Raw genomic sequence first — 22644 nt, 5'->3', positions numbered from 1 at the left:
AAGATGGTTAACAAAAATAATCGTTAACAGAGTTATCCAATTTCATAAAAACAAGTAAAGGGAAATTCTGATGACCAGGCCGTTGAACCGGTGGTGGGTGCCCGTTGTACTGCTTTCCATAGGCCAATGCGTGCAGGCGGCCAGTCCGCTTGAACAGAGCCGGCCAGGCCGGCCCGGTGCGCCTCGCTGGGTCGAGGACTATCGCTTCCTGGATGCCCCGGCCAAGGCCAGCGACCCATTCGATGGGGTGCGCTACCATCGCTTGTCCGGGTCGGCCTGGCTGCAGCTGGGGGCCGAAGCCCGTTACCGGGCCGATGTATTCAACAAGCCATTTTTCGGCTTGCGCGGGTTGAACGACGACTCCTACCTGATGCAGCGCTTGCAGGCGCACGCCGACCTGCATCTGTTCGATGATGCTGTGCGCACGTTCGTCCAGGTGGAGAACACCCGGGCTTTCGGCAAGGACCTGTACTCCCCCAACGATGAAAGCCGCAATGAAGTGCGCCAGGCCTTCGTCGACTTCAATCATGACGTTGCCCAAGGGCGCTACACCACCCGCATTGGCCGCCAGGAGATGGGGCTTGGCGACCAGGCGTGGGTCACCTACCGGGACTCACCCAACATCCGCCTGAGCTTCGATGGCGTGCGCGCCAGCCTCAACCTCAAGGATGGTCGCAAGCTCGATGCCTTCGCGTTTCGGCCGCTCAAGACCGGCGAGGACAGCTGGGACGACGGCAGCAACAATGCGGTGAAGTTCTATGGCCTGTACGGCACCTTGCCGCTGACGCCAGCCTGGAACATCGACCTGTTCGCCTTCGGCCTGGAAACCGATGACCGCAGCCTGGCGGGTGAAGCAGGCGATGAACAGCGCTATACCTTCGGCACGCGGCTGTTCGGCCGCCAGCAGGCCCTGGACTGGAGCTGGAACCTGGCCGGGCAGACCGGCCACCTGGGCAATGCCTCGATCCGTGCCTGGGCACTGTCCAGCGACACCGGCTACACCTTCGCGCACCCCTGGCAGCCGCGGTTGGGCATGCGCATCGACGCCGCCAGCGGTGACCGCGAACTGGGCGATGGCAAGGTCAACACCTTCGACCCGCTGTTCCCGCGCAACGGCGTTTATGGCGAGGCCAGCCTGACCACCTTGAGCAACCTCATCGTGGTCGGGCCGACGTTGGGCTTTTCACCCTGGCGTACCTTGCGCTTCGAGCCGGGCGTCTTCGAGGTGTGGAAGCAGCGTGCAGAAGACGGTGTGTACATGCCTGGCATGAGCATGCTGGCCAACACCCGGGGCACCGGGCGCCATGTGGGCACCATCTACCGCGCCAACACCCGTTGGTTGGCGACACCCAATCTGACCCTGGACGTCGACCTGAAGTACTACGACGTCAGTTCCGCCATCAAGGACGCCGGTGGGGAAGATTCTTCGTTCATCTCATTACGTGCCACGTTCAGGCTTTGATCCTAACCCAACGCATAACAACAAAAGGGCCTACCCATGCGTGATTCATCCTCGTCCTCAAGCAAGCCGGTGCTTACCATCGGCCTGTGTTTTCTCGTGGCACTGCTCGAAGGCCTCGACCTTCAGGCGACCGGCATCGCCGCACCGCACATGGCCAAGGCGTTCGCGCTGACCCCGGCGATGCTTGGCTGGGTGTTCAGCGCAGGGCTGCTGGGGTTGTTGCCCGGCGCCTTCATCGGTGGTTGGCTCGCCGACCGGTTGGGCCGCAAGAACATCCTGATTGTCGCGGTGCTGCTGTTCGGTGGTTTTTCGCTCGGTACTGCCTTGGCCGACAGCTACGCCTCACTGCTGGTCGCACGGCTGATGACGGGGCTGGGGCTGGGGGCGGCGTTGCCCATCCTCATTGCCCTGGCCAGTGAGGCTGCGCCCGAGCAATTGCGCAGCACCGCGGTGAGCATCACGTATTGTGGCGTGCCCCTGGGCGGCGCCATCGCTTCGATCATCGGCATGGCGCCGCTGGGCGAAGACTGGCGGGTAGTGTTCTATGTGGGCGGTATCGCGCCGATCGTCATCGCCCTGGTGCTGGTGGTATGGCTGAAAGAGTCCCAGGCGTTTCGGGCGCAAACCGGTGTAAGGATTGCCGGCCAAGGCATGCTGGCCCAGCTGTTCGGGCCTGGGCATGCAAGCCGCACCTTGCTGCTGTGGGTGGCGTGCTTCTTTACCCTTACCGTGTTGTACATGCTGCTCAACTGGTTGCCGTCGTTGCTGATCGGGCAAGGTTTCAGCCGCCCGCAGGCTGGCATGGTACAGATCCTGTTCAACCTCGGCGGTGCGGCGGGCTCGTTCCTGACCGGGCGGATGATGGACAAGGGGCATGCCCGGCGCGCAGTGTTCATCGCGTACATCGGCATGCTGGCAGCGCTGGCGGGGCTTGGCCTGTCGACGAGCTTTGCGTTCATGCTGGTGGCCGGTTTCGTTGCCGGCTATTGCGCCATCGGCGGCCAACTGGTGCTGTACGCACTGGCGCCGACCCTGTATTCGACTCAGGTTCGGGCCACGGGGGTGGGGGCTTCGGTAGCCATCGGGCGCTTGGGTTCGATGGCCGGGCCGTTGGCGGCGGGGCAGATTCTGGCCGCCGGTACGGGGGTGGGTGGGCTGCTGCTGGCAGCCTCACCGGGGCTGGTGGTGGCTGCTGTGGCGGCACGCGCATTGCTGGCCAGGCGTAACCGCCAACCGCAGTGAGCCGGCCCGCAGCCGGTTCAAGCTGCCAGGCAGCTCGATGAGCCTGCCTGGCGCTTCTTGGGCTCAGTCAGTGCCCATGTTCATTTCCAGAACCCTTTGTGCGCCGCAGCGGCTTCGTCCTCCAACAGCGGGCCGTGCACGACGATCTCACGCTGGCCGCGGGCGAACACCTCGCGGCATGGCAAGGAAAACGTCGGGTTTTCCGGGTGGTCCCCGGTCAGTTCGAGCAGCGTATGTTCCGACAGCGCATACACCACCCGGCCGATGCCGGTCCAGTACACGGCGCCGGCGCACATGCAGCAGGGTTCTGCGCTGGTGTAGAGCGTGCAGTTGGCCAGTGCTTCGGCTGGCAGGGCTTTGGCAGCCAGGGCTGCGGCGACCAGTTCCGCGTGTTGGGTGGGGTCGCCTTCGGGTGGCATGGAGTTGTTGCCAGCGCTGGCGATCACCCGGCCTTGGGCATCGGCGACAATGGCCGCAAAGGGGTGACGACCGCGTGCTTTGGCCTGCTCTGCCAGGCGCATCGACTGGCGTAGCAGGTCCAGGTCGAGGGCGGACAGGTCGGCGGCGGCAGGTGTGTGGAGAGTGGTCATGGTTGCTCCTGGGATCGGCAGGGGTAAAAGGGCTCACTTGGCCACGCTGGCATCGGCGCGGTCCGGGTCAGTGGTCTTGGTGTTGTTGAGCAGCAGATTGAGCGTGATCGCCGTGATCGCGCCGAGGAAAATACCGCTCTCCAGCACCAGCTTGAGCGGGCCGCTCAGGTGCTGGAACAGCCCGGGGAAGGACATTGGCAATACGCCGATGCTGATCGAAACGGCAACGATGATGCCGTTGCGGGTACCTTCGAACGGTACGCGGGAGAGCGCCTGGATCCCGGCCACCGTGGTCATGCCGAACATGACGATGGCGCAGCCGCCCAGCACCGGCGTGGGTACGGCAGCGATCAGCGCGCCCAGTTTCGGAAACAGCCCCATCAGCACCATGATTGCGCCGGCGGCGGCCACCACAAAGCGGCTCTTGACGTTGGAAAGCGCGATCAACCCGGTGTTCTGGGTGAAGGCGTTGTACGGGAAACTGTTGAACAGCCCGCCGAGCATCGTCGATAGCCCGTCTGCGCGGAAAGCGTCGCCCAGTGTGGTGGCGTCTGTGGGCTTGCCGACCAGTTTGCCGATGGCCAGGCAGTTGCCGGTGGTTTCGGCCATGATCACCAGCATGGCCAGCACCATGATGAGGATTGGCGTGGTGGAGAACTGTGGCGCACCGAAAGCCATGGGCGGGCTCAGCTCGAACCACGCGGCCTGGCTGACTTTGCCGAAGTGCGTCATGCCGAAGGCTGCGGCCAACAGGCTGCCGCCCAACAGGCCGAGCAGCACGCTGAGGTTGCCGATAAAGCCTGAAAAGCGTGCATGAATCAGCAGCGTGATGGCCACCGTCGCGATGCCCAGCAACAGGTTGGCGGGGGCGCCGAAGTCCGCCGCGCCCGGGTCGCCGCCCCCCAGCCAGATGGCCGCTGCGGGCATCAGCGAAATACCGATGATGGTGATCAGGCTGCCGATCACCACCGGCGGGAAGAAGCGCAGCAGCCGGCTGAACAGCGGCGCGAGGGCGATGGTGATAGCGCCGGCGGCAATCACCGCACCAAACACCTCCTGCAGGCCGAACTGCTTGCCGATCATGATCATCGGTGCCAGCGCGATGAACGAGCAGCCCTGGATCAACGGCAGGCGCGCCCCGAAGCGCCAGAAACCGAGGGTCTGGATGAGTGTGGCGATACCCGAGGTGAACAGGTTGGCGTTGATCAGCGTCACCACCTGCGCCTGGGTCAGGCCCAGTGCGCTGCCGAGGATGAGCGGCACCGCGACCGCGCCGGCATACATCACCAGTACGTGCTGCAGGCCAAAGGTGAACAGTTGGCGCAGCGGTAATACTTCGTCTACAGCGTGGACCTTGCATGGGCTCATGGCGTGAATCTCCTGAAGGTGCGGCTCTTTTCGTTGTTATCGGCGCCTGGAGTGACACGCTGCGCAGGGTTTGAACAGGGCAGCTGCAAGCGTGGCTGAGGCTGATGATCCGGCGAAACAAACGATGGAACAAATGAGTAACCATCGTTAGCATCGATGGTTCGCTGGGTTGGCAGGGGGTAAGGATGCGTTTTTCGCTGGAGCAATTGCAGGTGTTCGTTGCCGCGGTACAAGCGGGCTCGTTTTCGGCAGCGGCGCGGCGCCTGGGGCGTACGCAGTCCACCGTCAGCGCTGCAATCGCCAACCTGGAAACCGACCTGGGCGTGGCGCTTTTCGACCGTAGCAGCCGCATACCGGCACTGACCGCCGCCGGGCATAAACTGCTGCTGCGAGCCGAGGGCATCCTTGAGCGTTGCTACGCCCTGGAGGGCAGCGCCGACAACTTGGCCCAGCAGGCCGAGCCTGCGCTCACGCTCGCCATCGAGGTGCCGTATGGGTCACTGATCCCGGTGTTCAAAGCGTTCGACCAGGCCTTTCCCTTCGTCGACTTGCTGATTCGTCACCCGGTGCACGGCGATGTCAGCGAGATGGTGCATAAAGGTGAGGCAGACCTGGGCATCGCCTTTTCCCAGCCGGGCTACCCGCCTGCGTTGGCCTTCCAGCAGCTGGGCAAATTGATCATGGCGCATGTCTGCCACGCCACCCACCCGCTGGCGCAACTGCAAACCTGCACCTTCGCCGACTTGCACGCCCACCGCCGGCTGGCCTTCTTCGCCCACGCACAAAAGCTGCCCAGCAGCGAATACCTGCGTACTGCGCAGCTCTGGCAGGCCGAGAGCTACCTGGCGTTGGTGGAGATGGTGCGCGGTGGCCTGGGGTGGGCGACCCTGCCACGGCAGCTGGTGCAGCGGGAGCTGGACGCCGGGGAGTTGATCGAGCTGCAACTGCAGGCCTATCCGCACACCGACTGGCTGGTCGGCGTGGACCTGCTGTGGCATCAGCAGCACCGGCCGGGCAAGGCTGCCCTGTGGTTGCGCGATTGCCTGCAGCGTACCAAGGTGTTCGAGCTGGACCGGCGCGGCATGCCTACCACGTTGTAGGTGGCATGTGCTGAGCCTGCCAGGTGCGCTGGCCTTGCCACCCGGGGTGAATCCACGAGGTGGTAAGCGGAGCGTTCGATCGAAGTGGTTGAAGAGCGCTTTCAACTCATCTTCAAGCGTGCCGTGGTCGTTTTGGCAGCCTCGTTCGCGGGCCGCTCTAGCCTTTTGTTGGCTACCCCAAACGGCACATGGACCATCGGTAAATTCCCTGCCGCCGACATCAGATGGCTGCGCTGGTCATCAAAGAACATGTGCGGTTTGAGAATCGACAGCACTCGACTCTTCTCCATTCCCCCAAGAAAGAACGATTCATCCGGCGAAACGCCCCAGTTTTTCAAGGTAGTCACCACACGTTCATGCGACGGAGCATTGCGCGCGGTGACGATGGCGATGCGCAGAATGCGTTTGTACGTTGGGTCCTGCACCAACTTCTGATCTTCCAGCGTCCGGATCAGCGAAAGTTTGCGATACAGGTCTGCCAACGGCCCCGGCTGATGCGGAATCGTCTTGTGCGCGTGCTCGTGGGCCTGAAACTCAGTCAGATCCTGGCGCTGCTTGTACACGCTTTCGGCTTCGTCATCGGCGATCACCCCGTCGAAGTCGAAAGCCACCCGTAATTCGGTGTCGATCTCGTCATCGTAGATCTTGCTCGGCAACACCAGGCCGGCGGGGTAGTCGGCGTCGATGGCGCGCTGCACGTCCCCTTCGTGGGCGCTTAGAAACAGCGAGGCGTTGAAGGCGGGGATGTATTCGTAGGGCGAGCGGCCGGACATGAACGCGGCGCGGGTGATGTCCAGGCCGTAATGGGCGATGGAGCGGAACACCCGCAGGCCGGTTTCGGGTGAGTTGCGCGAGAGCAGCACCACTTCTACGGGCAACTGCTCGGGGAACGCTTTGTTGATGCTCAGGAAGCGGCGGATAAAGGGGAATGCCACACCTTTGGGGAAGGGCACGTCAAGGTTGGCCTCCTGGTGCAGGCGGTAGGCTTCCACGCCATCTGCCTGATAGATATCGTCCGAGACGGTCAGGTCGAACAGTGCACTGGAAGCGACGCCGACGACGAGTTTCTGTTCGATGGGGTAGGGCATGGCGGGCTTCCTGGTGATGGAGCTGGGGCGCCTTGTCAGCAGGCTAGGCCGAATCCTAGCAAACCCGGCCACCTATCGTCACAGACCCTGACCTGCAGCAAGTTTTGCGGCCAAACCACCACTATGCTGAACGCTTCGACTCAAGCTCACTCAGGTAATCAAGGAGGCATTCATGAAAGCTGCAGTTGTGGCCAAAGGGCAACGCGTGGACGTGGTGGAGAAAACCCTGCGCCCGCTTGCCCACGGTGAAGCGTTGCTGAAGATGCAGTGCTGTGGCGTGTGCCACACCGACCTGCACGTCAAGAATGGCGATTTCGGTGACAAGACGGGTGTGACCCTCGGCCACGAAGGGATTGGCGTGGTGGTGGAGGTAGGCCCGGGCGTCACGTCGCTCAAGCCGGGCGACCGCGCCAGCGTGGCGTGGTTCTTCCAAGGGTGTGGGCACTGCGAGTACTGCAACAGCGGTAACGAAACGTTGTGCCGTGAGGTGAAGAACTCGGGCTATACCGTCGACGGCGGCATGGCCGAGGCGTGCATCGTGGTGGCCGACTACGCGGTGAAGGTGCCTGACGGGCTCGACTCGGCTGCCGCCAGCAGCATCACCTGCGCCGGTGTGACCACGTACAAGGCGGTGAAATCGTCCAACATCCGCCCCGGGCAGTGGCTTGCGGTCTATGGCCTCGGCGGGCTGGGCAATCTGGCCCTGCAGTATGCGAAGAATGTCTTCAACGCCCGGGTCATAGCGATTGACGTGAACGATGAACAGCTGGCATTCGCCCGTGAGATGGGCGCCGACCTGGTGGTCAATGCGCGCAGTGAGGATGTAGCCAAAGTCATCCAGGCGAAAACCGGCGGCGCGCAGGCGGCGGTGGTGACGGCGGTGTCGAAAAGCGCGTTCAATTCTGCGGTCGATGCGCTGCGTGCCGGGGGCCGGCTGGTGGCGGTCGGGCTGCCGCCAGAGGCCATGAGCCTGGACATTCCGCGCCTGGTGCTCGATGGCATCGAAGTGGTCGGCTCATTGGTCGGTACCCGCCAGGACCTGGCTGAAGCCTTCGAGTTTGCCGCGCAAGGCAAGGTGGTACCGAAGGTGACGTTGCGGCCGATCGAAGACATCAACGCTATTTTCGAAGAGATGCTGGAAGGCAAGATCAAGGGCCGCATGGTGATCAACTTCGCGGATTGAGCAGTGCGCTGTCAGGGGCATGGGGCGGGTCTTCGGCACTGCTTGGATCGAGTGCCATAGCACTTGCGCCATGCACCCGGCTTCACCTTGGCAACGTCACCAGGTGATCGGCTGACCATCCCACGCCCAGAAGCTGCCACTGTCCGCCGGCCCGAGCCGGCCAATCTGCTCCAGGATGCACTGCGCAGCGAATGCAGGTGCAAACAATTGTTCGGCGGGCACATTCGCCTGAAACGGTTGGGAAAGCTGGGTATCGGTGGTGCCGGGGTGCAGCACCAGCACCGTAGAGGCCGGGTTGAGCCGTTTGAGTTCGATGCTGGCCGTATGCAGCAGCTGGTTCAACGCGGCCTTGCTGGCGCGGTAGCTGTACCAGCCGCCCAGGCGGTTGTCGCCGATGGAACCGACCCTGGCCGAAAGCGCGGCAAAGGTGCAGGGCTGCTTGCGCAGCAGCGGCAGCAGGTGTTTGAGCAGCAGCACCGGTGCGAACGCATTGGTAGCGAAGCTGGCCTGCAGGCCCGCCAGGTCGAGTTGGGCCAGGGCCTTTTCCGCCTTGGCCCCTTCGCGCTGCAGAATGCCCAAGGTACTTATGACCAGATCGAGGTGCGTGCAGATGCGGCTGACCTCGCTGGCCAATGCTTCAAGGGCCTGCTCATTGCGGGCGTCGCAATCGATACGCACCAGGCGCTCGCCATGTGCAGCGGCGAGCGCGGCTAGGGCTTGGCTGCCCCTGGCCTGGCGTGACACCGCCCACACCCGCGCCACGTCGTCGCGTGCCAGCAGCTGTTCGCAAAGCGCCAGGCCGATGCCCTGGCTGGCGCCGCAGATGAGTGCGTTCAGCCTCATGGTGCAGCGGGCCTACTCGGCTGCCAGGCGCTTAAGCAGCGCCTTGGCCACCGCTTCGGACGATGCCGGGTTCTGCCCAGTGATCAGATGCCCGTCCTCGACCACATGGCTTGCCCAGTCGGGGCCTTTGGAGTACTCGCCGCCGTTGTGCTTGAGCATGTCCTCGACCAGAAAGGGCACCACATCAGTCAGCCCGACCGCATCTTCCTCGCTGTTGGCGAACCCGGTCACTTTCTTGCCCTTGACCACAGGGTGGCCGTCTGGCGCGTTGACATTCTTGAACACCCCCGGTGCATGACACACGGCGGCAATCGGCTTGTTGGATGCATAGAAGGCTTCGAGCAGCGTCTTGGAGTCGGTGTCCTCGGCCAGGTCCCACAGCGGCCCATGGCCACCGGGGTAGAATACGGCGTCGAAGTCATAAGGGTCGATTTCGCTCAGCGGTACTGTGTCGGCCAGTGCCATCTGCCCCTCGGTGTCACTGCGAAAACGCCGGGTCGCGTCGGTTTGCGCATCGTCCTCGTCACTTTTGGGGTCCAGCGGTGGCTGGCCGCCTTTGGGCGAGGCAAGGGTGACGTCGGCGTTGGCGTCGATGAACACGTAGTAAGGTGCGGCAAACTCCTCCAGCCAGAAGCCGGTTTTCTTGCCGGTGTCGCCCAACTGATCGTGGGATGTCAGCACCATCAGGATTTTTTTCATCTGAGCCAGTTCTCCAAGCATGAATGGGCAGCGCGCCGTTCGCCCTGCATTACTGTGGGAGGGCGTAGCGGGGCAGACGTTCCCTGCCCGGCATCAGCCTGGTGTAGTCAGCACTGCTGAGGCTGGCCCTTGGCGCTCGGCCATACCACCGCCTGGCCTGCGATGACGCACTGTTGCTGGGGGTCATAGGTAAGGCTTGGCGAACCATGCAGTTCATACCCCAAGGCAAGTATGTCCGATATTCTGCGACAGAACGCAGCATCGTCCTTGCCGGTGATCAGCCGGTAGCGGGGGAGGTCATTGGGAGGGGATGCTTGCATGTCGAGTTCCTTTCAGGGGGGGCACCGATCATGCCGTTTCGCTGTGCGTCATTCCACAGCAACCGGCGAGCCTTGTTGATCTTCGCCAGGCGTGAACTGGTCCCGTCGAGGGCGCTCGGGCTATTACCGCACCGCTATGGGGGCTGCTGCGCAGCCCATCGCCGGCAAGCCGGCTCCACCGCCACCGCGCAGTTCATCAGGCCTGTGTTTTACCTGGCAAGCAACCGTCTTGCCCAATTTCTAAAAGCCGGCGCGATCCCTGTGTGTGCCGGCTTGCCGGCGATCACCGGCAAAGCCGGTGCCTCCCACCGCGACCGCGCAGTTCATCAGGCCTGTGCTTTACCTGGCAAGCAACCGTCTTGCCCAATTTCTATAAGCCAGCGCAAATCCCTGTGGCCGGCTTGCCGGCGATCACCGGCAAAGCCGGTGCCTGATGAGCCTCAGCCATCACGCCAGCCCGGCCCTGCGATGAACCACCCCCGCCGCGCATTTGAGCGCAAAGCCCAGCACGATGGCTGCCCCGGCACTCACGAAAATCATCTCCCGCCCCGCACTCTGTTGCTGCACGGCGACAAATGCCGGCGCCGCAGCCGCGGCCGCCACCTGCAGAGTACTCACCCATGGGGTCAGTGTGCCCTTCGGGTCATTGGTGGCAATTGCGCCCATGTAGTAGGTCAGCGCCAGCACCCAGCCAAAGTTCATCAGCAGCAATGCCACGCAAAGCTGTTGTGCATCGTGGCTGTAACGCGCCAATAGCACGATCGACAGCAACACCAGTAGCGAACCGAAGCCTATCATCGGCCCTCGCGGCACTCGCGCGCCGAGCACGCTGGGCAGGGCGCCGCCGGGCAGGCCGCCAAGGATCCCCAGGCCGAACGCCCAGCCCACGTCCATCGGCGCGATCCCTCGCTCACGCGACAGCGGGTCGACAAAGCCCCAGATGCAATAAATGGCAAGCTGCAAGCACAGCATCCCCAGCAAGGCATAGCGCCCCAGCATGGCCGAACCATCCCCGCCCTGCGCCAGTTGTCGAGGCGGCTCACGGTGCATCCGGGGCGGGATGGCAAGCGCTGCCAGAGCGATCAATACGAACCAGAAGCCGATCGACGCGATCGCCCATCGATTGCCAAACATCTCAGCCAATTGCGGCATGCAGGTGGCGTACAGGGCGAACACGGCAGTCTGAATCAGCAGCGACAGACCATACGAGCGGTCCTGCCCAGGCAAGCGCCCTAGCCCGCTGATAGCACCGGCATACAGCAGGCCCGTGGCCACGCCACAGGCCAGGCGGCAGACGATCAGCGCCGACAGTGCATCCACTGCACCACTGAGCAGGTTCAATGCCATGGCCAGCAGCGCGCAGGCCAAGTAGAAGCGCCGGCCGCCAAAGCGCCGCCCCAGGCTGGGCAGCAGCAGGCTACCGAGTAAAGTGCCGATCATTTCTACAGACAGCACCCAGCCTTGCTGGCTGAGGTCCAGCTGCAGGCGTTCGCCCACCAGGCCAATGAAGATCGGTTGCACGCCTATGATGATCAGCGCCGTGGCGGCGATGTAGATCAGGGCGGCACGCAGAAGCAGGGTATTTTTATTGTTGTGCATCGAGGGTTTCCCGGGTGGAGCAGGTCGCGCGGCCCGCAGGCCGCAGCGCTCGGATCAGGCGTGCTGGAGGGTGCCTGCGTCGTGGGTGATACGGCCGTTCATCAAGGTCAGGGCGACATCGGTTTTGCCGATCTGGTAGCGGTCCAGCTCGAACAGGTCCTGTTCCATGATGATGATGTCTGCCCGTTTGCCCACCGTAATCGAGCCAATCTCTTTTTCCAGGCCCAGCTGGTAGGCACCGTTGAGGGTGTAGGCGGCGATCAGCTGGGGAATGCTCAGGCGCTCGTTGGCATCGGGCATCACTGGCGCACCGGGCTCGCCACTGAGCTGACGGGTGTGGCCCGACTCGATGTGCTCCACCGGTTTGTGCTGGCAGCGGCACTGGCATACCAAACCGTCCATGCCGATGGACACCGTCACACCCTGGTCGATGAAGGTACGGAACTTGTACATCGAGGCCCAACGCTCGAACCCGTACGACTGTTGTATCGCCTCGGCATAGGCATCGACCACACCCCATTGCAGCTGGGTGTTGGCTATGACGCCAATGCGGCGGAAGCGCGGGATGTCGTCGGGGTGGGTGAGGAAGGCGTGGGTGATCACATGGCGTCGGTCGCGTGGTGGGTTGCTGGCGAAGGTGCGTTCGAACACGTCCAGGGCCATGCGCACCGCTGCGTCCCCCACCGCGTGCACCATCACGTCGATACCGTTGGCGTCAGCGTTGCGTACATGCTCTTCGAACACCGCCTCCGGCATGGTGGTCGAGCCACAGCTGTGGGGTTTGTCGCAGTAGGGTTCGAGCAAAAATGCGGTGTGGTTCAGCTCGGTGCCGTCGAGCATCAGCTTGAGGGTCTGCGCCTTGACCAGCGGCGAGTCGTAGCGCTGGCACAGAGCCTGTAGCTGGGCCACCGGGTCGGGCTCGGTGCCCATGTTGATGTAGCTGCCCACCACACGCAGTTTCAGGCGTGCCTCGCGTTCCAGTTGCTGCAGGGTCTCGTACAGCAGCGCCTGGTCGCCGCTGGGGTCGAGAAAGCCTGCGTCGAACACCGTAGTGATGCCGGCAGCCACCAGCTTCTCCTGCCAGAACGGGATCGAACGCAGGTACAGGTCGATCCCTGTCGGCAGATAGCCGGCCTCGCTAAGGCGTTGCATCAGCAGCGAGTAAGCCGCGCAGTCGATGATGATGCCAGTGGGTTCGCCGGTGACCGGGTCTTTCTCGAACCAGCTGGCACCTTCCTCCACCGCCGGGGTGTCGCGATCGATGCCCGCCGCTTGCAAGGCAAAGCTGTTGACCCACATGGTGTGGTAGTCGGTGGACAACAGGCACACCGGCTTGTCCGGGCAGATGGCGTCCAGCACTTCACGGCGCAGCATCGCGGGCGGCATCAGCGGCTGTATCCAGCCCATGCCGGTGATGGCCTTTTCTGCGGGGTTGGCCTGGACATACTGCTCAAGCAGGGCCAGCACCTGGTGCGGGTCTTCGTGGTTGATCAGGGCCTGGAAGGCGAATGCAGTGCTGGAAAAGTGCCAGTGCGATTCGACGAAGCCCGGCAGTACCAGTTTGCCGTCGGCATCCAGCAGTCGGGTGGATGGGCCGGCATGGGCCATGACGCTGGCCTTGTCGCCCACGCGCAGGATGCGTTCACCCTGGATGGCTACGGCATCGGCCCAGGGCTGGTGCGGGTCGACGGTGTAGATACGGGCGTTATGGATGATGAGGTCTGCAGCGGCGGTCATGGCGACTCCCTGGGTCAAAATGCCGCGCTAGTTTTGCGTCGATAAAAAGATTTAGTCAATAAAATATTTTCTCGGTTCAGCAATGTTGTATGCTGGCCCTCCCGACCAATCGGGTTCGATGAAGGTAGTGACGTGAGCGGATTACGCGAACAGCAGAAGGCCATGCGCCGGGAGACGATCAGCCGTACGGCGCTGGGCCTGTTCGAGGTGCAGGGCTATCAGAGCACCACCATGGAGCAGATCGCGCGCTTGGCGGCGGTGTCTGTGCCCACGGTATTCGCCTATTTCGGCAGCAAACAGGAGATCCTGCTGGAAAAACTGCGCGAGGCGGACCACCGCGCCGTTACCCAGGCGCGTCGCCGTCTGCCTGAGTTCGACGATGCGCTGGATGCCTTGTGCTGTTACGAGGAGCACCTTACCGACTACGCTTTCGCGGTGCTGCCCGCGCCGCTGTGGCGCGAGATCCTGCCGCCCTTGCTGCCGCTGCTGGGCGGTGGCCAGCAAGCCTTGCCCGCCGCGTACAAGCGGGTCAACGACGCCTTGGTCGAGGAGCTCAAGCACCTGCTGCAGGACTTATGCGACAGTGGCAAGCTGCGGGCCGACCTGGATGTTGGCTATGCGGCGTTTCTGATCAACGACTATGGGCACTTGCAACTGCTGCGCCTGTGCAGCAGTGAGACGCCGGACATGCCTGCGCACCGCACGCAAGTGCGCGCTTTCATGGCCATGCTGCTTGCCGGCATGCGGGGTTGAGGCCCCTATGACTCGCAGCTGTCCAATTGCACTTCCATTCGCTGAAAAGCACATTCACCGGCGTCCTTACGGTCCTGTACGCACAAACCCCTTGGATCTGCACCGCAACGTAAAATAGAATCACTTCTATTTACGCCACTGCAGGGCCTTCCCCATGACTGACGCCGCGACGCCCCCGGAGCACAGCTTGCCTGCCCTGTACCGCGAGCACCGTGGCTGGCTGGAAGCCTGGCTGCGCCGGCGCCTGAGCAACGCCTGGGATGCGGCCGACCTGAGCCAGGACACTTTTCTGAAAGTGCTGGCCAGTGCCCAGCCGCTGGCCGAAATCCGCGAACCGCGCGCCTACCTGTTGACCGTCGGCAGGCGCCTGTTGAGCAATTTCCACAAGCGCCGCAGCCTGGAGCAAGCCTACCTGGACGCGCTGGCACGATTGCCCGAGCAGTGCCTGCCATCGCCGGAACAACGCTGGATCTTGCTCGAAACCCTGCAAGCGCTGGATGAGCTGCTCGACGGCCTCAACGCGCCGGTGCGCAAGGCCTTTCTCTGGAGCCAGCTGGAAGGCCTGGGCTACAGCGACATTGCGCAACGCCTTGGGGTATCCGAGCGCACGGTCAAACGCTACATGGCGCAGGCCTATGAGCACTGCCTGCTGGTGGACCTGTAATGGCCGAACCTTCCGCCCAAGCCCGCGAAGTCGTACGCACGGCGGCGCGCTGGCTGGCACTGTTGGAGTCAGGCAAGGCCAGTGAAGGTGAGCTGCAGCGCCTGGCGCAGTGGCGCGCCAGCAACACCCTGCATGAGCAGGCCTGGCAGAAGGCGCAGCTGCTGCGCCAACGCTTCGCCCAACTGCCCGGAGAGCTGGCGCTGGCCACGCTCGACCGCCCGGACGCAGAGCGTCGTGCCCTGCTCAAGCAAGCGTTGGGGGTGGCCGCGCTGGTTCCCGCCGCCTGGCTGCTTGGTCGGCAGGTACCCCTGGATGCGTGGACCGCCGATGTGCATACCGCTGTGGGGGCGCGCAGTCGACGGGTGCTGGGCGATGGCACGGTCTTGCAGCTGAACACCGACAGTGCCGTCAACATTGACCTGGCAGCGCGACGGCTGACGCTGGTCCGCGGTGAGGTGGCTATCAAAACCCCCCAAGGCGTGAGCATGGCCGTGCAGGTACCGTTTGGCCAGGTAGCGGTCAACGCAGGCGAGGCCTGTGTTCGTCTGTTCGATCAGTCGTGTCGGGTTTCTGTACTCAACGGCACCGCCACGCTGCAACCACTGCGCGGCACGGCCGTGGCGTTGCAGGCGGGGCAGCAGGCCAGCCTGCAGGCCGCCAGCGTCGGCGCGGTAAGCGAACTGGATGATTGGCTGCTGGGCTGGCGCGACGGGGTGCTGAAGCTGGACGATCGGCCATTGGGCGACTTGTTGCGTGAATTGCGCAGGTACCGCCCCGGTGTTTTGCGCTGGGCAGCGGCGCTGGACACGCTGCGTGTCACCGGCACCTTCCGCCTCGACGACACGGACCGCGCGCTGTCACTGCTGGCGGCCAGCCTGCCGCTGGAGGTGCATGCGCGCACCCGTTATTGGGTCACGCTGACGGCGCGAGAAAAACGCGCGTAAGGCTGTCCCCTTTTTTCCACTCGCCGGTCATTAGCAGTAGAAAAAATAACGGGAGCTTCATTCAATGCCTGCAGTACAGCCTTGCCGCCCACGTCCCTGGATGCACCTGGGTTTCACCCTGAGCCTGTTGTTGAGTTCACCCACCTTTGCCGATGATGTTGCCAGGCGTGCCTATCAGGTGCCTGCCGGCAGCCTGGGCGCGGCGCTGACGCGGTTCGCCGAGCAGGCTGGGGTCAGCCTTTCGCTCGACCCGGCACTGCTCCAGGGCCGGCAAAGTGCCGGGTTGTCCGGCCGCTACAGCGTAGCCGAAGGTTTCATGCAGCTGCTCCAGGGCAGCGGCCTGCAATGGCAGCAAGTGGGCGAGGGGGCCTTCACCCTGGTGCCTGCAGCGCAAAGCGCCAAGGCAATGGAGATCGCCCCGACCAACATCGTTGGCGGCCCTGCAGCGGGTAGCCAAGCCCAGCCTTACGCCGGCGGCCAGGTCGCCCGGCAGGGCGCGCAAGGCATGCTCGGCGCGCGCGATTTCATGGACACGCCGTTCAGCATGACCACCTACACCAGCGACCTGGTCAAGAACCAACAGGCCCGGACGTTGGGCGACCTGGTCGCCAGCGACCCATCGGTGCGGGCAACCAACCCGGCGGGTGGGCGTTTCGAGCAATTCACCATCCGCGGTTTCAGCCTGTTCAACAGCGATGTCGCCTATAACGGCCTGTACGGCATCCTGCCGACCTACTCGATCGACATGGAGATGGCCGACCGGGTCGACATCATCAAAGGGCCCAGCCAGCTGATCAATGGCATATCGCCCCGGGGCAGCGTGGGCGGCGGTATCAATGTGGTGCCCAAGCGCGCGGGGGATACACCGCTCACCGAGTTCACCGGCAGCTACGCCTCCGATAGCCAGGTGGGTGGTGCGGTGGATATCGGGCGCGCTTTGGCGAGGGCGACTCGTTCGGCCTGCGCTTCAACGGGGTGAAGCAGTCCGGCGACACCGAATGGGACCACCAGCGTGTGGAACGCGAGATGGCCGTGCTGGGCCTGGACTTTCGGGGTGAGCGCTTGCGCCTCTCGGCTGACCTCGGCCATACCGAGCGTGACACCGACGCCCCCCAGGAACGGGTACTGATCGGTGCCAATGCCAAGGTGCCGAACGCCGACCAGGTGCGCCACAACTACGCCCAGGCCTGGAGTCAGGCGCGCACCAACGATACCTTTGGTGCGCTCAATGCCGAGTACGATATCAGCGATGCGTTGTTGGCCTACGGCGCGGTCGGTGCCCGCAAGAGCAACCATGACTTTCTGCGGCACAACGTTTCGATCATCAACGATGCGGGTGATTTCAACGTTCAGCCACGGGATTTCTCCCGTGATGAAACCGTGCGCACCGCCATGGCCGGCCTGCGCAACTGGTTCCATACCGGGCCGGTCAGCCATGAGCTGAACCTGGCTGCCACCTACTTCTATATGGACTTCGAAAACGGTGGTGCGCGCTATGCCTCGGCGCCCAGCAACCTCTACGACCCGGTCGCGACACCCAGCCCAACCACGCCGACGCGGATCGATGCCATGGTCTACACCGAAAACCGCTTCACCGGCTTGGCGCTGGCCGATACGCTCGGCTTTTTCGACGACCGCCTGCTGCTGACGCTGGGGGCCCGCTGGCAGCGCGTTCAGGTCGATGACTGGAGCGATGGCGTCAAGGGCGACACCGCCTACGACGAGGAAAAGGTCTCGCCCTCGGGCGGTGTGCTGCTCAAGGTCACCGACCAGCTCTCGCTCTACGCCAACTACATGGAGGGATTGAGCCAAGGCAAGATCGCACCGTCGACTGCGGTCAACGAGGACCAGATCTTCCCGCCGTTCACCAGCCGCCAAGTGGAGCTCGGCGCCAAGTACGACCTGGGCCATGTCGCCTTTACCGCCAGCGCCTTCCGCATTCGCCAGCCCGCCTACGAGACCAATGCCGGTTCACGCGTGTTCGGCCCCAATGGCAAGCGCGACAACCGTGGCATCGAGCTCAGCGTATTCGGCGAGCCGCTGACGGGCGTTCGCCTGCTGGGCGGAGTGATGTATATCGACAGCGAGCTGACTGACACTATTGGCGGCGCCTACGACGGCAACCGCGCACCGGCAACCCCGGCGTACAACGTCAACCTCGGCGCCGAATGGGATGTGCCCGGGCTGGCCGGGCTGACCTTCACCGCACGGGGCATCCACTCGAGCTCCCAGTACCTGGACCAGAACAACAGCAAGCAGATCGATGGCTGGGAGCGCCTGGACCTTGGCGCGCGGTATGCCTTCAGGGTCGACGCAACCCAGGTCACCTTGCGCGCCAATGTGGAGAACGTGCTGAACGAGCGCTACTGGGCCTCTGCCGGGGCGTCAGATGACAGCGAGCCAGGGCTGACGCTGTCTACGCCGCGTACCTGGCTGCTGTCGGCAACGGTTGGGTTCTAGGGCCGGCGCTGCAGCCAACCCCACCCACCCGCACGCGACGGCCCCGCTACGCCATTCCGTTGCGGCCATGGGCCAGGAAGCCTGGATGCTCGCTCAGGCGCTGATAGTAATCACGCACCGCTGGCAGGTGCGGGTGCTCCAAGGGTGTTTCGAACCAGCGATTGACCGAAAGCCCGATGGGGATATCGGCCAGCGTAAAGCGGTCACCGGCTACATAAGCACCGGTCGTGGCCAACTGCTGCTCGAGGATTCGCATATGGCGCGACCAGTCTGCGCAGCCGGCGGCCAGCGCCTGGGCGTCCTGGTGCGCCGGTGAGTGGCGCACCAGCGACATGAAGGCATAGCTCCACGAGCGGTTCAGGTCCGAGGCCTGCCAGTCGATCCATTGATCGACCCTGGCCCTGGCCGTGGCTTCGGTGGGGTACACCGGCGCATCGCCATAGCGCGTGGCCAGGTAGCGGATGATGGTGTTGGATTCCCACAGCGTGAAGTCGCCGTCCTGAATCACCGGGACCATGGCGTTGGGGTTCAGGGCCAGGAACGCGGGCGTGTCCGTGGGCTGAAAGCCTGCGCCCCAGTCTTCGCGCTCGAAGGGAACATCGAACTCGATGCAGGCCCAGAGGACCTTGCGCACGTTGATGGAAGAATCCCTGCCCAATATCCGTAGCATGCTGTGCGTCCTTTTCCGGTAAGAGCCGACAATGTACCGCGTTGGTCACAACTGCGCCTGGACTTTGGCCGCCACATCGGCGGGCAACCAGGCCTTCCATACGTCTGGGTAGGTGCGCATGAACGCCTTTGCCGCCTCTTCCGGCGCCAGGCGTTTTTCGCTCATTTCAGCAAGTGCCTTGTTCAGGCGATCGATCGGCAGCTCGACCTTTTCGAACACGGCAACCAGCTCCGGGTAGCTCTCCCTGAACGCTTTGGACACACCGATCGACAGCTTCGCCGGCAGCGACTCGCTGCCCCGTGGGTTCGGGTTGTTCGGGTCGGTGAGGGTTGCCCAGGCTTGGGCATCGAAGGGCGGCTCCTGCAGGCGCACCAGGTCGTGACGGCCGATCAGCGGTGTTGGGCTCCAGTAGTAGAACAGTACCGGCTTATTGCGGCGGATGGCCGAGTCGACTTCCGCATCCAGTGCGGCCCCCGTGCCACTGCGAAAGTTGTTGTACAGACTGTCGAGGCCATAGGCCTTGAGCTTCTGGCTATTGACGATCTCGGACGTCCAGCCGCTGGGGCTGTTGAGGAAGCGGCCCTTGCCTGGCGCTTCGGGGTCGCTGAACACCTGCGGGTAGCGCTTGAGGTCGTCGACCGTGCGCAGGTCTGGCGCCAGCGCCTCCAGGCCACGATCCGGGTCGCCTTTGATCACGTAGGCCGGTACCCACCAGCCTTCTACAGCGTTTTTCACCGTGTCGCCCAAGGCGAACACCTGGCCGGCCTGCTCGGCCTTGACCCACGCCGGGCTGCGGCCGGCCCATTCCTCGGCGATGACCTGCAGGTCATTGCGCGCCAATGAGATTTCCATGCCGACGGTGCTGCCGGGGAGGGTCTCGGTGGGGTAGCCATACCCGTCCTCGACGATCCGGCGCAGGATCGCGGTGGTCAGGGCGCCGCTTTCCCAGTTGATGGCGCCAAAGCGGATAGGGGTGCGTTGTTCAGCTGATGCCGCGCTGTCGGTGCTGGCCAGCCCCGCGGTAAGCAGCAGGGCGGCCAGCAGCGTTGGGATTTTCCTCATCAGTACCTCGTCGGTTGTCACTGCGTGTGCCGGGCAAGTGTAGTCCACCGTTTCGCACGCTTTGGCAGCACCACCGGAACTGCTTCTGTCTGTGCTCGAACGGTACCACTTGCAAGGCTTCGCCCCCGCCCGCGATCGCCGGGCCAGTCGAGACGAAAGGAAGACGAGATGCGTTTGAATCTGGATTTCGTGTACTACCGCAACTTCACCTTCGATGGGCATTTCCATGTGCGTTGCAGCGGCGACGACCTGCACAAGGTCAAGTCGATTCACTACCTGCTGGAGCGCATTGCAGGCGAAGGTGTGGTCCACCTGGATGGCGCTACGGTGGCTTCACAGGTCAGTAGCGGGCAGGTCGCCCACCATGGTTGCCCGGCCGTGCTGAGCTGCGAGGCGCTGGCGGGCAGCTACAGGATCAGGCCGCAGGTGACGCTGATGGACAGCGAAATCCTCGCGCTGAACCTGCCCGCCGAAGCGGACGCCACCTGGCGCCCAGCACCGCTGGCCATCGACATCAGCCCGGGTGAACTGACCCGGGGCATTCTGGACAGCGTGCCGTTATCGTCCACCTCCACGCGGCGCAAGCGATCGGTGCGGGCCGCGAGCGCATTCCCGTATCGCCCCGAAGGCCAGCGTTACCCCGCGCTGGTGCTGGTGTTCGCCGAAGGAGGCTACGCCCGGCTCATGGCTGACCTGCAGCCCGATGCCAGGTCGGTACTGGCAAGGTACTGGCCGGGGCTGCAGCAAGTGATCCAGGTGCATCCGTTTCTTGACCATCAAGAACGGGAGGACGCGCGGTTCAAAGTGCTCGCCAATCACTACTGGATCGAGCAGCCCCACAGCATGCTCAACGACACGTTCGTCGCGTTGATCCAGACCCTGGAGGCCCTTGATTACGTCGACGCCACGGCATTCGTGCCGCCTCAGCTCGAACACGGCAACTTACTGTTGCTCGGTGGGGCCGCTGTGATTGCCACACTGATCACTGGCGGGGCGTATGTCGCAGGCACCGATGCCTACGAAGAAGCCCAGCCCACCCCGGACTTCGAAGCCCTGCAGCGTTACCTGGATGCACCCGATGCCAGGTACCGCGGCCTGAACATTCGCAAAGTCTGGGCGGCTGGCGTGAAGGGCAGAGGTGCACGGGTGCACTTTTCCGATGGTGGCCTGCATGCCAACCATGAAGACTTGCGGGGCAACCCGAAGTTGAACGTGATCCCGCCATCGATCAACAGGGATGCAGACCATGGCACCGCATCGGTCGGTGTGCTGTCGGCGCGTGACAACGGCCTCGGCATGACCGGTATTTGCCATGCGGCAGAGCTGTACCTGTATGACAACCTGGCCATCGATGCGCGCGGTTACTCACAAACGCTGAAAAACCTGCTGGCTTACACCAGAGCTGGCGACATCGTCGCTATCAACCGGCAGACGGCCAACCCCAATGCGCTGGGTACGTTCTTGCCTGCGTTGCATGAAAAGACCTGGTGGGATGTCACCCAGGCGCTGACCGAGCGCGGTGCGGTAGTGCTCAATGCGGCGTGCAACGGCACCTACAAGAGTGATGATAAGGCCGGTACCACACAGGGCTATGGTGTCGACCTTGGTGAGTGGCGCTATTTCAACGACCATGGTGACGCCGACGCGATACTGGTGGGGGCTTGCCATTCCTGGGATGGCAAGGCGCACCAGTACTCCAACTACAACTACCGCTACAGCATGCTCAATGCCTGGGGCGACAGTGTCGCGACGCTGGGTTACGGCGCACTGCAGGACAAGAACGAACACGACCGCGACTACACCAGCAACTATGGCGGCACCTCGAGCGCCACACCCCTGGTCACCGGCGCCCTGGCCTTGATCCAGTCATACGCCATCGAACAGCACCACCTTTACCTGAACGCCCGGCAGATGCACCTGCTGGTGATGCAGTCGGGCTACAAGGATGCCACGTCAGCCGATACCGTCAGGTTGCCCATGGGCGCCCGACCCAATGTACTGGGCGCCTTGATGCTGCTCGACCGGATCTTGCAGGCCGGCAGTTTTTACCTGCCGGACGATGGTTTTTGCGGCGATGAATGTGCGTCTTAGGGCTCAGACGCGGAACTGATCCATCAACGCCTGCTGTTGGTTGGCCAGGCTGTTGAGCGACTGGCTGACCCGCGCCGACTCGTTGGCCTGCCCCGACAGCGATTCGGTGACATCACGTATGGTCGCGACATTGCTGTTGATCTCTTCGGCCACCGCGCTTTGTTCTTCGGCGGCCGAGGCGATCTGCAGGTTCATGTCGGTGATCACGGTCACGGCCTGGCCGATACGTTGCAGCGCGGTAACCGCCTGGCCGACCTGCTCGACGCCGCCCTGGGCCTGGCGGTGGCTGTTGTCCATGGCGCCGACCACCTCGCGGGTGCCGGTTTGCAGTGCCTCGATGACCTGGCGGGTTTCTTCCACCGATTCCTGGGTGCGCTGCGCCAGGTTACGCACTTCATCGGCCACCACCGCGAAACCACGCCCGGCCTCGCCGGCACGGGCGGCTTCGATGGCGGCGTTGAGCGCTAGCAGGTTGGTTTGTTCGGCGATCGAACGGATCACCTCCAGCACCGAGCCGATTTTCTCACTGTTCTGCGCCAGGCCTTCGACTTCGCTCATGGCCTGGCTCATGTTGGCGGCCAGTGTGTCGATGCTGTGGGTGGTGCGGTCGATCACCGCCAGGCCTTCGCGGGTGGCCTGGTCGGCATCACGCGCCGCCTGGGCAGCCTGGGCGGCGCTGCGAGCGACGTCCTGGGCCGTGGCGCTCATTTCGTGCGAGGCGGTGGCCACCTGGTCGACCTGGCGGTATTGCTGCTCCATGCCGGCGCTG

19 protein-coding genes and 1 pseudogene are annotated in these 22644 nt (G+C 63.6%); 9 read left to right on the top strand and 11 right to left on the bottom strand.

Annotated features, from left to right (window positions below; translation table 11 throughout):
- Positions 1–70: 70 nt before the first annotated feature.
- Both JNA92_RS20910 and mhpT read left to right on the top strand, forming a co-directional pair.
- Positions 71–1462 carry an alginate export family protein gene (locus JNA92_RS20910; RefSeq protein WP_241806443.1) on the top strand — a complete coding sequence of 464 codons (1392 nt, stop codon included), beginning with the start codon at positions 71–73 and terminating at the stop codon, positions 1460–1462.
- A gap of 36 nt (positions 1463–1498) precedes the next feature.
- A complete protein-coding gene (gene mhpT, locus JNA92_RS20905; protein WP_241806442.1) occupies positions 1499–2704 on the top strand; it encodes a 3-(3-hydroxy-phenyl)propionate transporter MhpT in 1206 nt (401 codons plus the stop codon).
- An 80-nt stretch (positions 2705–2784) separates the two neighbouring features.
- Here the strand turns inward: mhpT and JNA92_RS20900 are convergent, their stop codons facing one another.
- Both JNA92_RS20900 and JNA92_RS20895 read right to left on the bottom strand, forming a co-directional pair.
- Positions 2785–3294: a nucleoside deaminase gene (locus JNA92_RS20900; protein WP_241806441.1), complete on the bottom strand. Its 510-nt coding sequence runs from the start codon at positions 3292–3294 to the stop codon at positions 2785–2787.
- A 33-nt stretch (positions 3295–3327) separates the two neighbouring features.
- Positions 3328–4662 (bottom strand): nucleobase:cation symporter-2 family protein, encoded by a 1335-nt coding sequence (locus JNA92_RS20895; protein ID WP_241806440.1) that lies wholly within the window; start codon positions 4660–4662, stop codon positions 3328–3330.
- 185 nt (positions 4663–4847) lie between these two features.
- Between JNA92_RS20895 and JNA92_RS20890 the strand changes: the two genes are divergently transcribed.
- Positions 4848–5762 (top strand): LysR family transcriptional regulator, encoded by a 915-nt coding sequence (locus JNA92_RS20890; protein WP_241806439.1) that lies wholly within the window; start codon positions 4848–4850, stop codon positions 5760–5762.
- A 101-nt stretch (positions 5763–5863) separates the two neighbouring features.
- On the opposite strand, the gene JNA92_RS20885 is transcribed toward JNA92_RS20890, so the two are convergent.
- On the bottom strand, positions 5864–6850 hold the full coding sequence (locus tag JNA92_RS20885; RefSeq protein WP_241806438.1) for a 5'-nucleotidase: 987 nt from the start codon (positions 6848–6850) through the stop codon (positions 5864–5866).
- 172 nt (positions 6851–7022) lie between these two features.
- Here JNA92_RS20885 and adhP point away from each other — a divergent pair, with 172 nt between their 5' ends.
- Positions 7023–8033, top strand: a complete 1011-nt coding sequence (gene adhP / locus JNA92_RS20880; RefSeq protein ID WP_241806437.1) for an alcohol dehydrogenase AdhP — start codon at positions 7023–7025, stop codon at positions 8031–8033.
- 96 nt (positions 8034–8129) lie between these two features.
- On the opposite strand, the gene JNA92_RS20875 is transcribed toward adhP, so the two are convergent.
- The 5 genes from JNA92_RS20875 to JNA92_RS20855 form a co-directional block, all read right to left on the bottom strand.
- Positions 8130–8876, bottom strand: coding sequence for an SDR family NAD(P)-dependent oxidoreductase (locus JNA92_RS20875; protein ID WP_241806436.1), 747 nt, complete (start codon positions 8874–8876; stop codon positions 8130–8132).
- Positions 8877–8888: 12 nt separating this feature from the next.
- Positions 8889–9575 (bottom strand): type 1 glutamine amidotransferase domain-containing protein, encoded by a 687-nt coding sequence (locus JNA92_RS20870; protein ID WP_241806435.1) that lies wholly within the window; start codon positions 9573–9575, stop codon positions 8889–8891.
- A 107-nt stretch (positions 9576–9682) separates the two neighbouring features.
- Entirely contained in the window at positions 9683–9895 is a 213-nt protein-coding gene (locus tag JNA92_RS20865; RefSeq protein ID WP_241806434.1) for a DUF1737 domain-containing protein, read from the bottom strand.
- 447 nt (positions 9896–10342) lie between these two features.
- Positions 10343–11494, bottom strand: a complete 1152-nt coding sequence (locus JNA92_RS20860; RefSeq protein WP_241806433.1) for an MFS transporter — start codon at positions 11492–11494, stop codon at positions 10343–10345.
- 54 nt (positions 11495–11548) lie between these two features.
- On the bottom strand, positions 11549–13231 hold the full coding sequence (locus JNA92_RS20855; RefSeq protein ID WP_241806432.1) for an amidohydrolase: 1683 nt from the start codon (positions 13229–13231) through the stop codon (positions 11549–11551).
- 132 nt (positions 13232–13363) lie between these two features.
- Here JNA92_RS20855 and JNA92_RS20850 point away from each other — a divergent pair, with 132 nt between their 5' ends.
- The 4 genes and pseudogenes from JNA92_RS20850 (at position 13364) to JNA92_RS20835 (ending at position 18052) form a co-directional block, all read left to right on the top strand.
- Positions 13364–13984, top strand: coding sequence for a TetR/AcrR family transcriptional regulator (locus JNA92_RS20850; protein ID WP_241806431.1), 621 nt, complete (start codon positions 13364–13366; stop codon positions 13982–13984).
- 154 nt (positions 13985–14138) lie between these two features.
- Positions 14139–14648 (top strand): sigma-70 family RNA polymerase sigma factor, encoded by a 510-nt coding sequence (locus JNA92_RS20845; protein ID WP_241806430.1) that lies wholly within the window; start codon positions 14139–14141, stop codon positions 14646–14648.
- Complete coding sequence (locus tag JNA92_RS20840) at positions 14648–15592, top strand: FecR domain-containing protein (protein ID WP_241806429.1); 945 nt, start codon at positions 14648–14650, stop codon at positions 15590–15592. The genes JNA92_RS20845 and JNA92_RS20840 overlap by 1 nt, the downstream gene beginning before the upstream one ends.
- Positions 15593–15656: 64 nt before the next feature.
- Positions 15657–18052, top strand: a pseudogene (locus JNA92_RS20835) (TonB-dependent siderophore receptor).
- A gap of 46 nt (positions 18053–18098) precedes the next feature.
- On the opposite strand, the gene JNA92_RS20830 reads toward JNA92_RS20835, so the two are convergent.
- Together JNA92_RS20830 and JNA92_RS20825 are read right to left on the bottom strand one after the other, a co-directional pair.
- Complete coding sequence (locus tag JNA92_RS20830) at positions 18099–18722, bottom strand: glutathione S-transferase family protein (protein ID WP_241806428.1); 624 nt, start codon at positions 18720–18722, stop codon at positions 18099–18101.
- 45 nt (positions 18723–18767) lie between these two features.
- Entirely contained in the window at positions 18768–19784 is a 1017-nt protein-coding gene (locus JNA92_RS20825) for an ABC transporter substrate-binding protein (RefSeq protein ID WP_241806427.1), read from the bottom strand.
- Positions 19785–19952: 168 nt separating this feature from the next.
- Between JNA92_RS20825 and JNA92_RS20820 the strand changes: the two genes are divergently transcribed.
- Positions 19953–21875, top strand: coding sequence for a S8 family serine peptidase (locus JNA92_RS20820; protein WP_241806426.1), 1923 nt, complete (start codon positions 19953–19955; stop codon positions 21873–21875).
- Positions 21876–21878: 3 nt separating this feature from the next.
- On the opposite strand, the gene JNA92_RS26200 is transcribed toward JNA92_RS20820, so the two are convergent.
- On the bottom strand, positions 21879–22634 hold the full coding sequence (locus JNA92_RS26200; protein WP_372490482.1) for a methyl-accepting chemotaxis protein: 756 nt from the start codon (positions 22632–22634) through the stop codon (positions 21879–21881).
- Between the last annotated feature and the right edge of the window lie 10 nt (positions 22635–22644).

Source organism: Pseudomonas putida (assembly GCF_022627325.1).
Lineage (GTDB): Bacteria > Pseudomonadota > Gammaproteobacteria > Pseudomonadales > Pseudomonadaceae > Aquipseudomonas > Aquipseudomonas putida_X.
This window is presented reverse-complemented; position numbering and strand designations above follow the sequence as displayed.

Bases quoted from the DNA above. Each gene is read 5' to 3' on its own strand.
- JNA92_RS20910 (WP_241806443.1), top strand. From the start codon at position 71: ATGACCAGGCCGTTGAACCGGTGGTGGGTGCCCGTTGTACTGCTTTCC.
- mhpT (WP_241806442.1), top strand. From the start codon at position 1,499: ATGCGTGATTCATCCTCGTCCTCAAGCAAGCCGGTGCTTACCATCGGC.
- JNA92_RS20900 (WP_241806441.1), bottom strand. From the start codon at position 3,294: ATGACCACTCTCCACACACCTGCCGCCGCCGACCTGTCCGCCCTCGAC.
- JNA92_RS20895 (WP_241806440.1), bottom strand. From the start codon at position 4,662: ATGAGCCCATGCAAGGTCCACGCTGTAGACGAAGTATTACCGCTGCGC.
- JNA92_RS20890 (WP_241806439.1), top strand. From the start codon at position 4,848: ATGCGTTTTTCGCTGGAGCAATTGCAGGTGTTCGTTGCCGCGGTACAA.
- JNA92_RS20885 (WP_241806438.1), bottom strand. From the start codon at position 6,850: ATGCCCTACCCCATCGAACAGAAACTCGTCGTCGGCGTCGCTTCCAGT.
- adhP (WP_241806437.1), top strand. From the start codon at position 7,023: ATGAAAGCTGCAGTTGTGGCCAAAGGGCAACGCGTGGACGTGGTGGAG.
- JNA92_RS20875 (WP_241806436.1), bottom strand. From the start codon at position 8,876: ATGAGGCTGAACGCACTCATCTGCGGCGCCAGCCAGGGCATCGGCCTG.
- JNA92_RS20870 (WP_241806435.1), bottom strand. From the start codon at position 9,575: ATGAAAAAAATCCTGATGGTGCTGACATCCCACGATCAGTTGGGCGAC.
- JNA92_RS20865 (WP_241806434.1), bottom strand. From the start codon at position 9,895: ATGCAAGCATCCCCTCCCAATGACCTCCCCCGCTACCGGCTGATCACC.
- JNA92_RS20860 (WP_241806433.1), bottom strand. From the start codon at position 11,494: ATGCACAACAATAAAAATACCCTGCTTCTGCGTGCCGCCCTGATCTAC.
- JNA92_RS20855 (WP_241806432.1), bottom strand. From the start codon at position 13,231: ATGACCGCCGCTGCAGACCTCATCATCCATAACGCCCGTATCTACACC.
- JNA92_RS20845 (WP_241806430.1), top strand. From the start codon at position 14,139: ATGACTGACGCCGCGACGCCCCCGGAGCACAGCTTGCCTGCCCTGTAC.
- JNA92_RS20840 (WP_241806429.1), top strand. From the start codon at position 14,648: ATGGCCGAACCTTCCGCCCAAGCCCGCGAAGTCGTACGCACGGCGGCG.
- JNA92_RS20830 (WP_241806428.1), bottom strand. From the start codon at position 18,722: ATGCTACGGATATTGGGCAGGGATTCTTCCATCAACGTGCGCAAGGTC.
- JNA92_RS20825 (WP_241806427.1), bottom strand. From the start codon at position 19,784: ATGAGGAAAATCCCAACGCTGCTGGCCGCCCTGCTGCTTACCGCGGGG.
- JNA92_RS20820 (WP_241806426.1), top strand. From the start codon at position 19,953: ATGCGTTTGAATCTGGATTTCGTGTACTACCGCAACTTCACCTTCGAT.
- JNA92_RS26200 (WP_372490482.1), bottom strand. From the start codon at position 22,634: ATGGAGCAGCAATACCGCCAGGTCGACCAGGTGGCCACCGCCTCGCAC.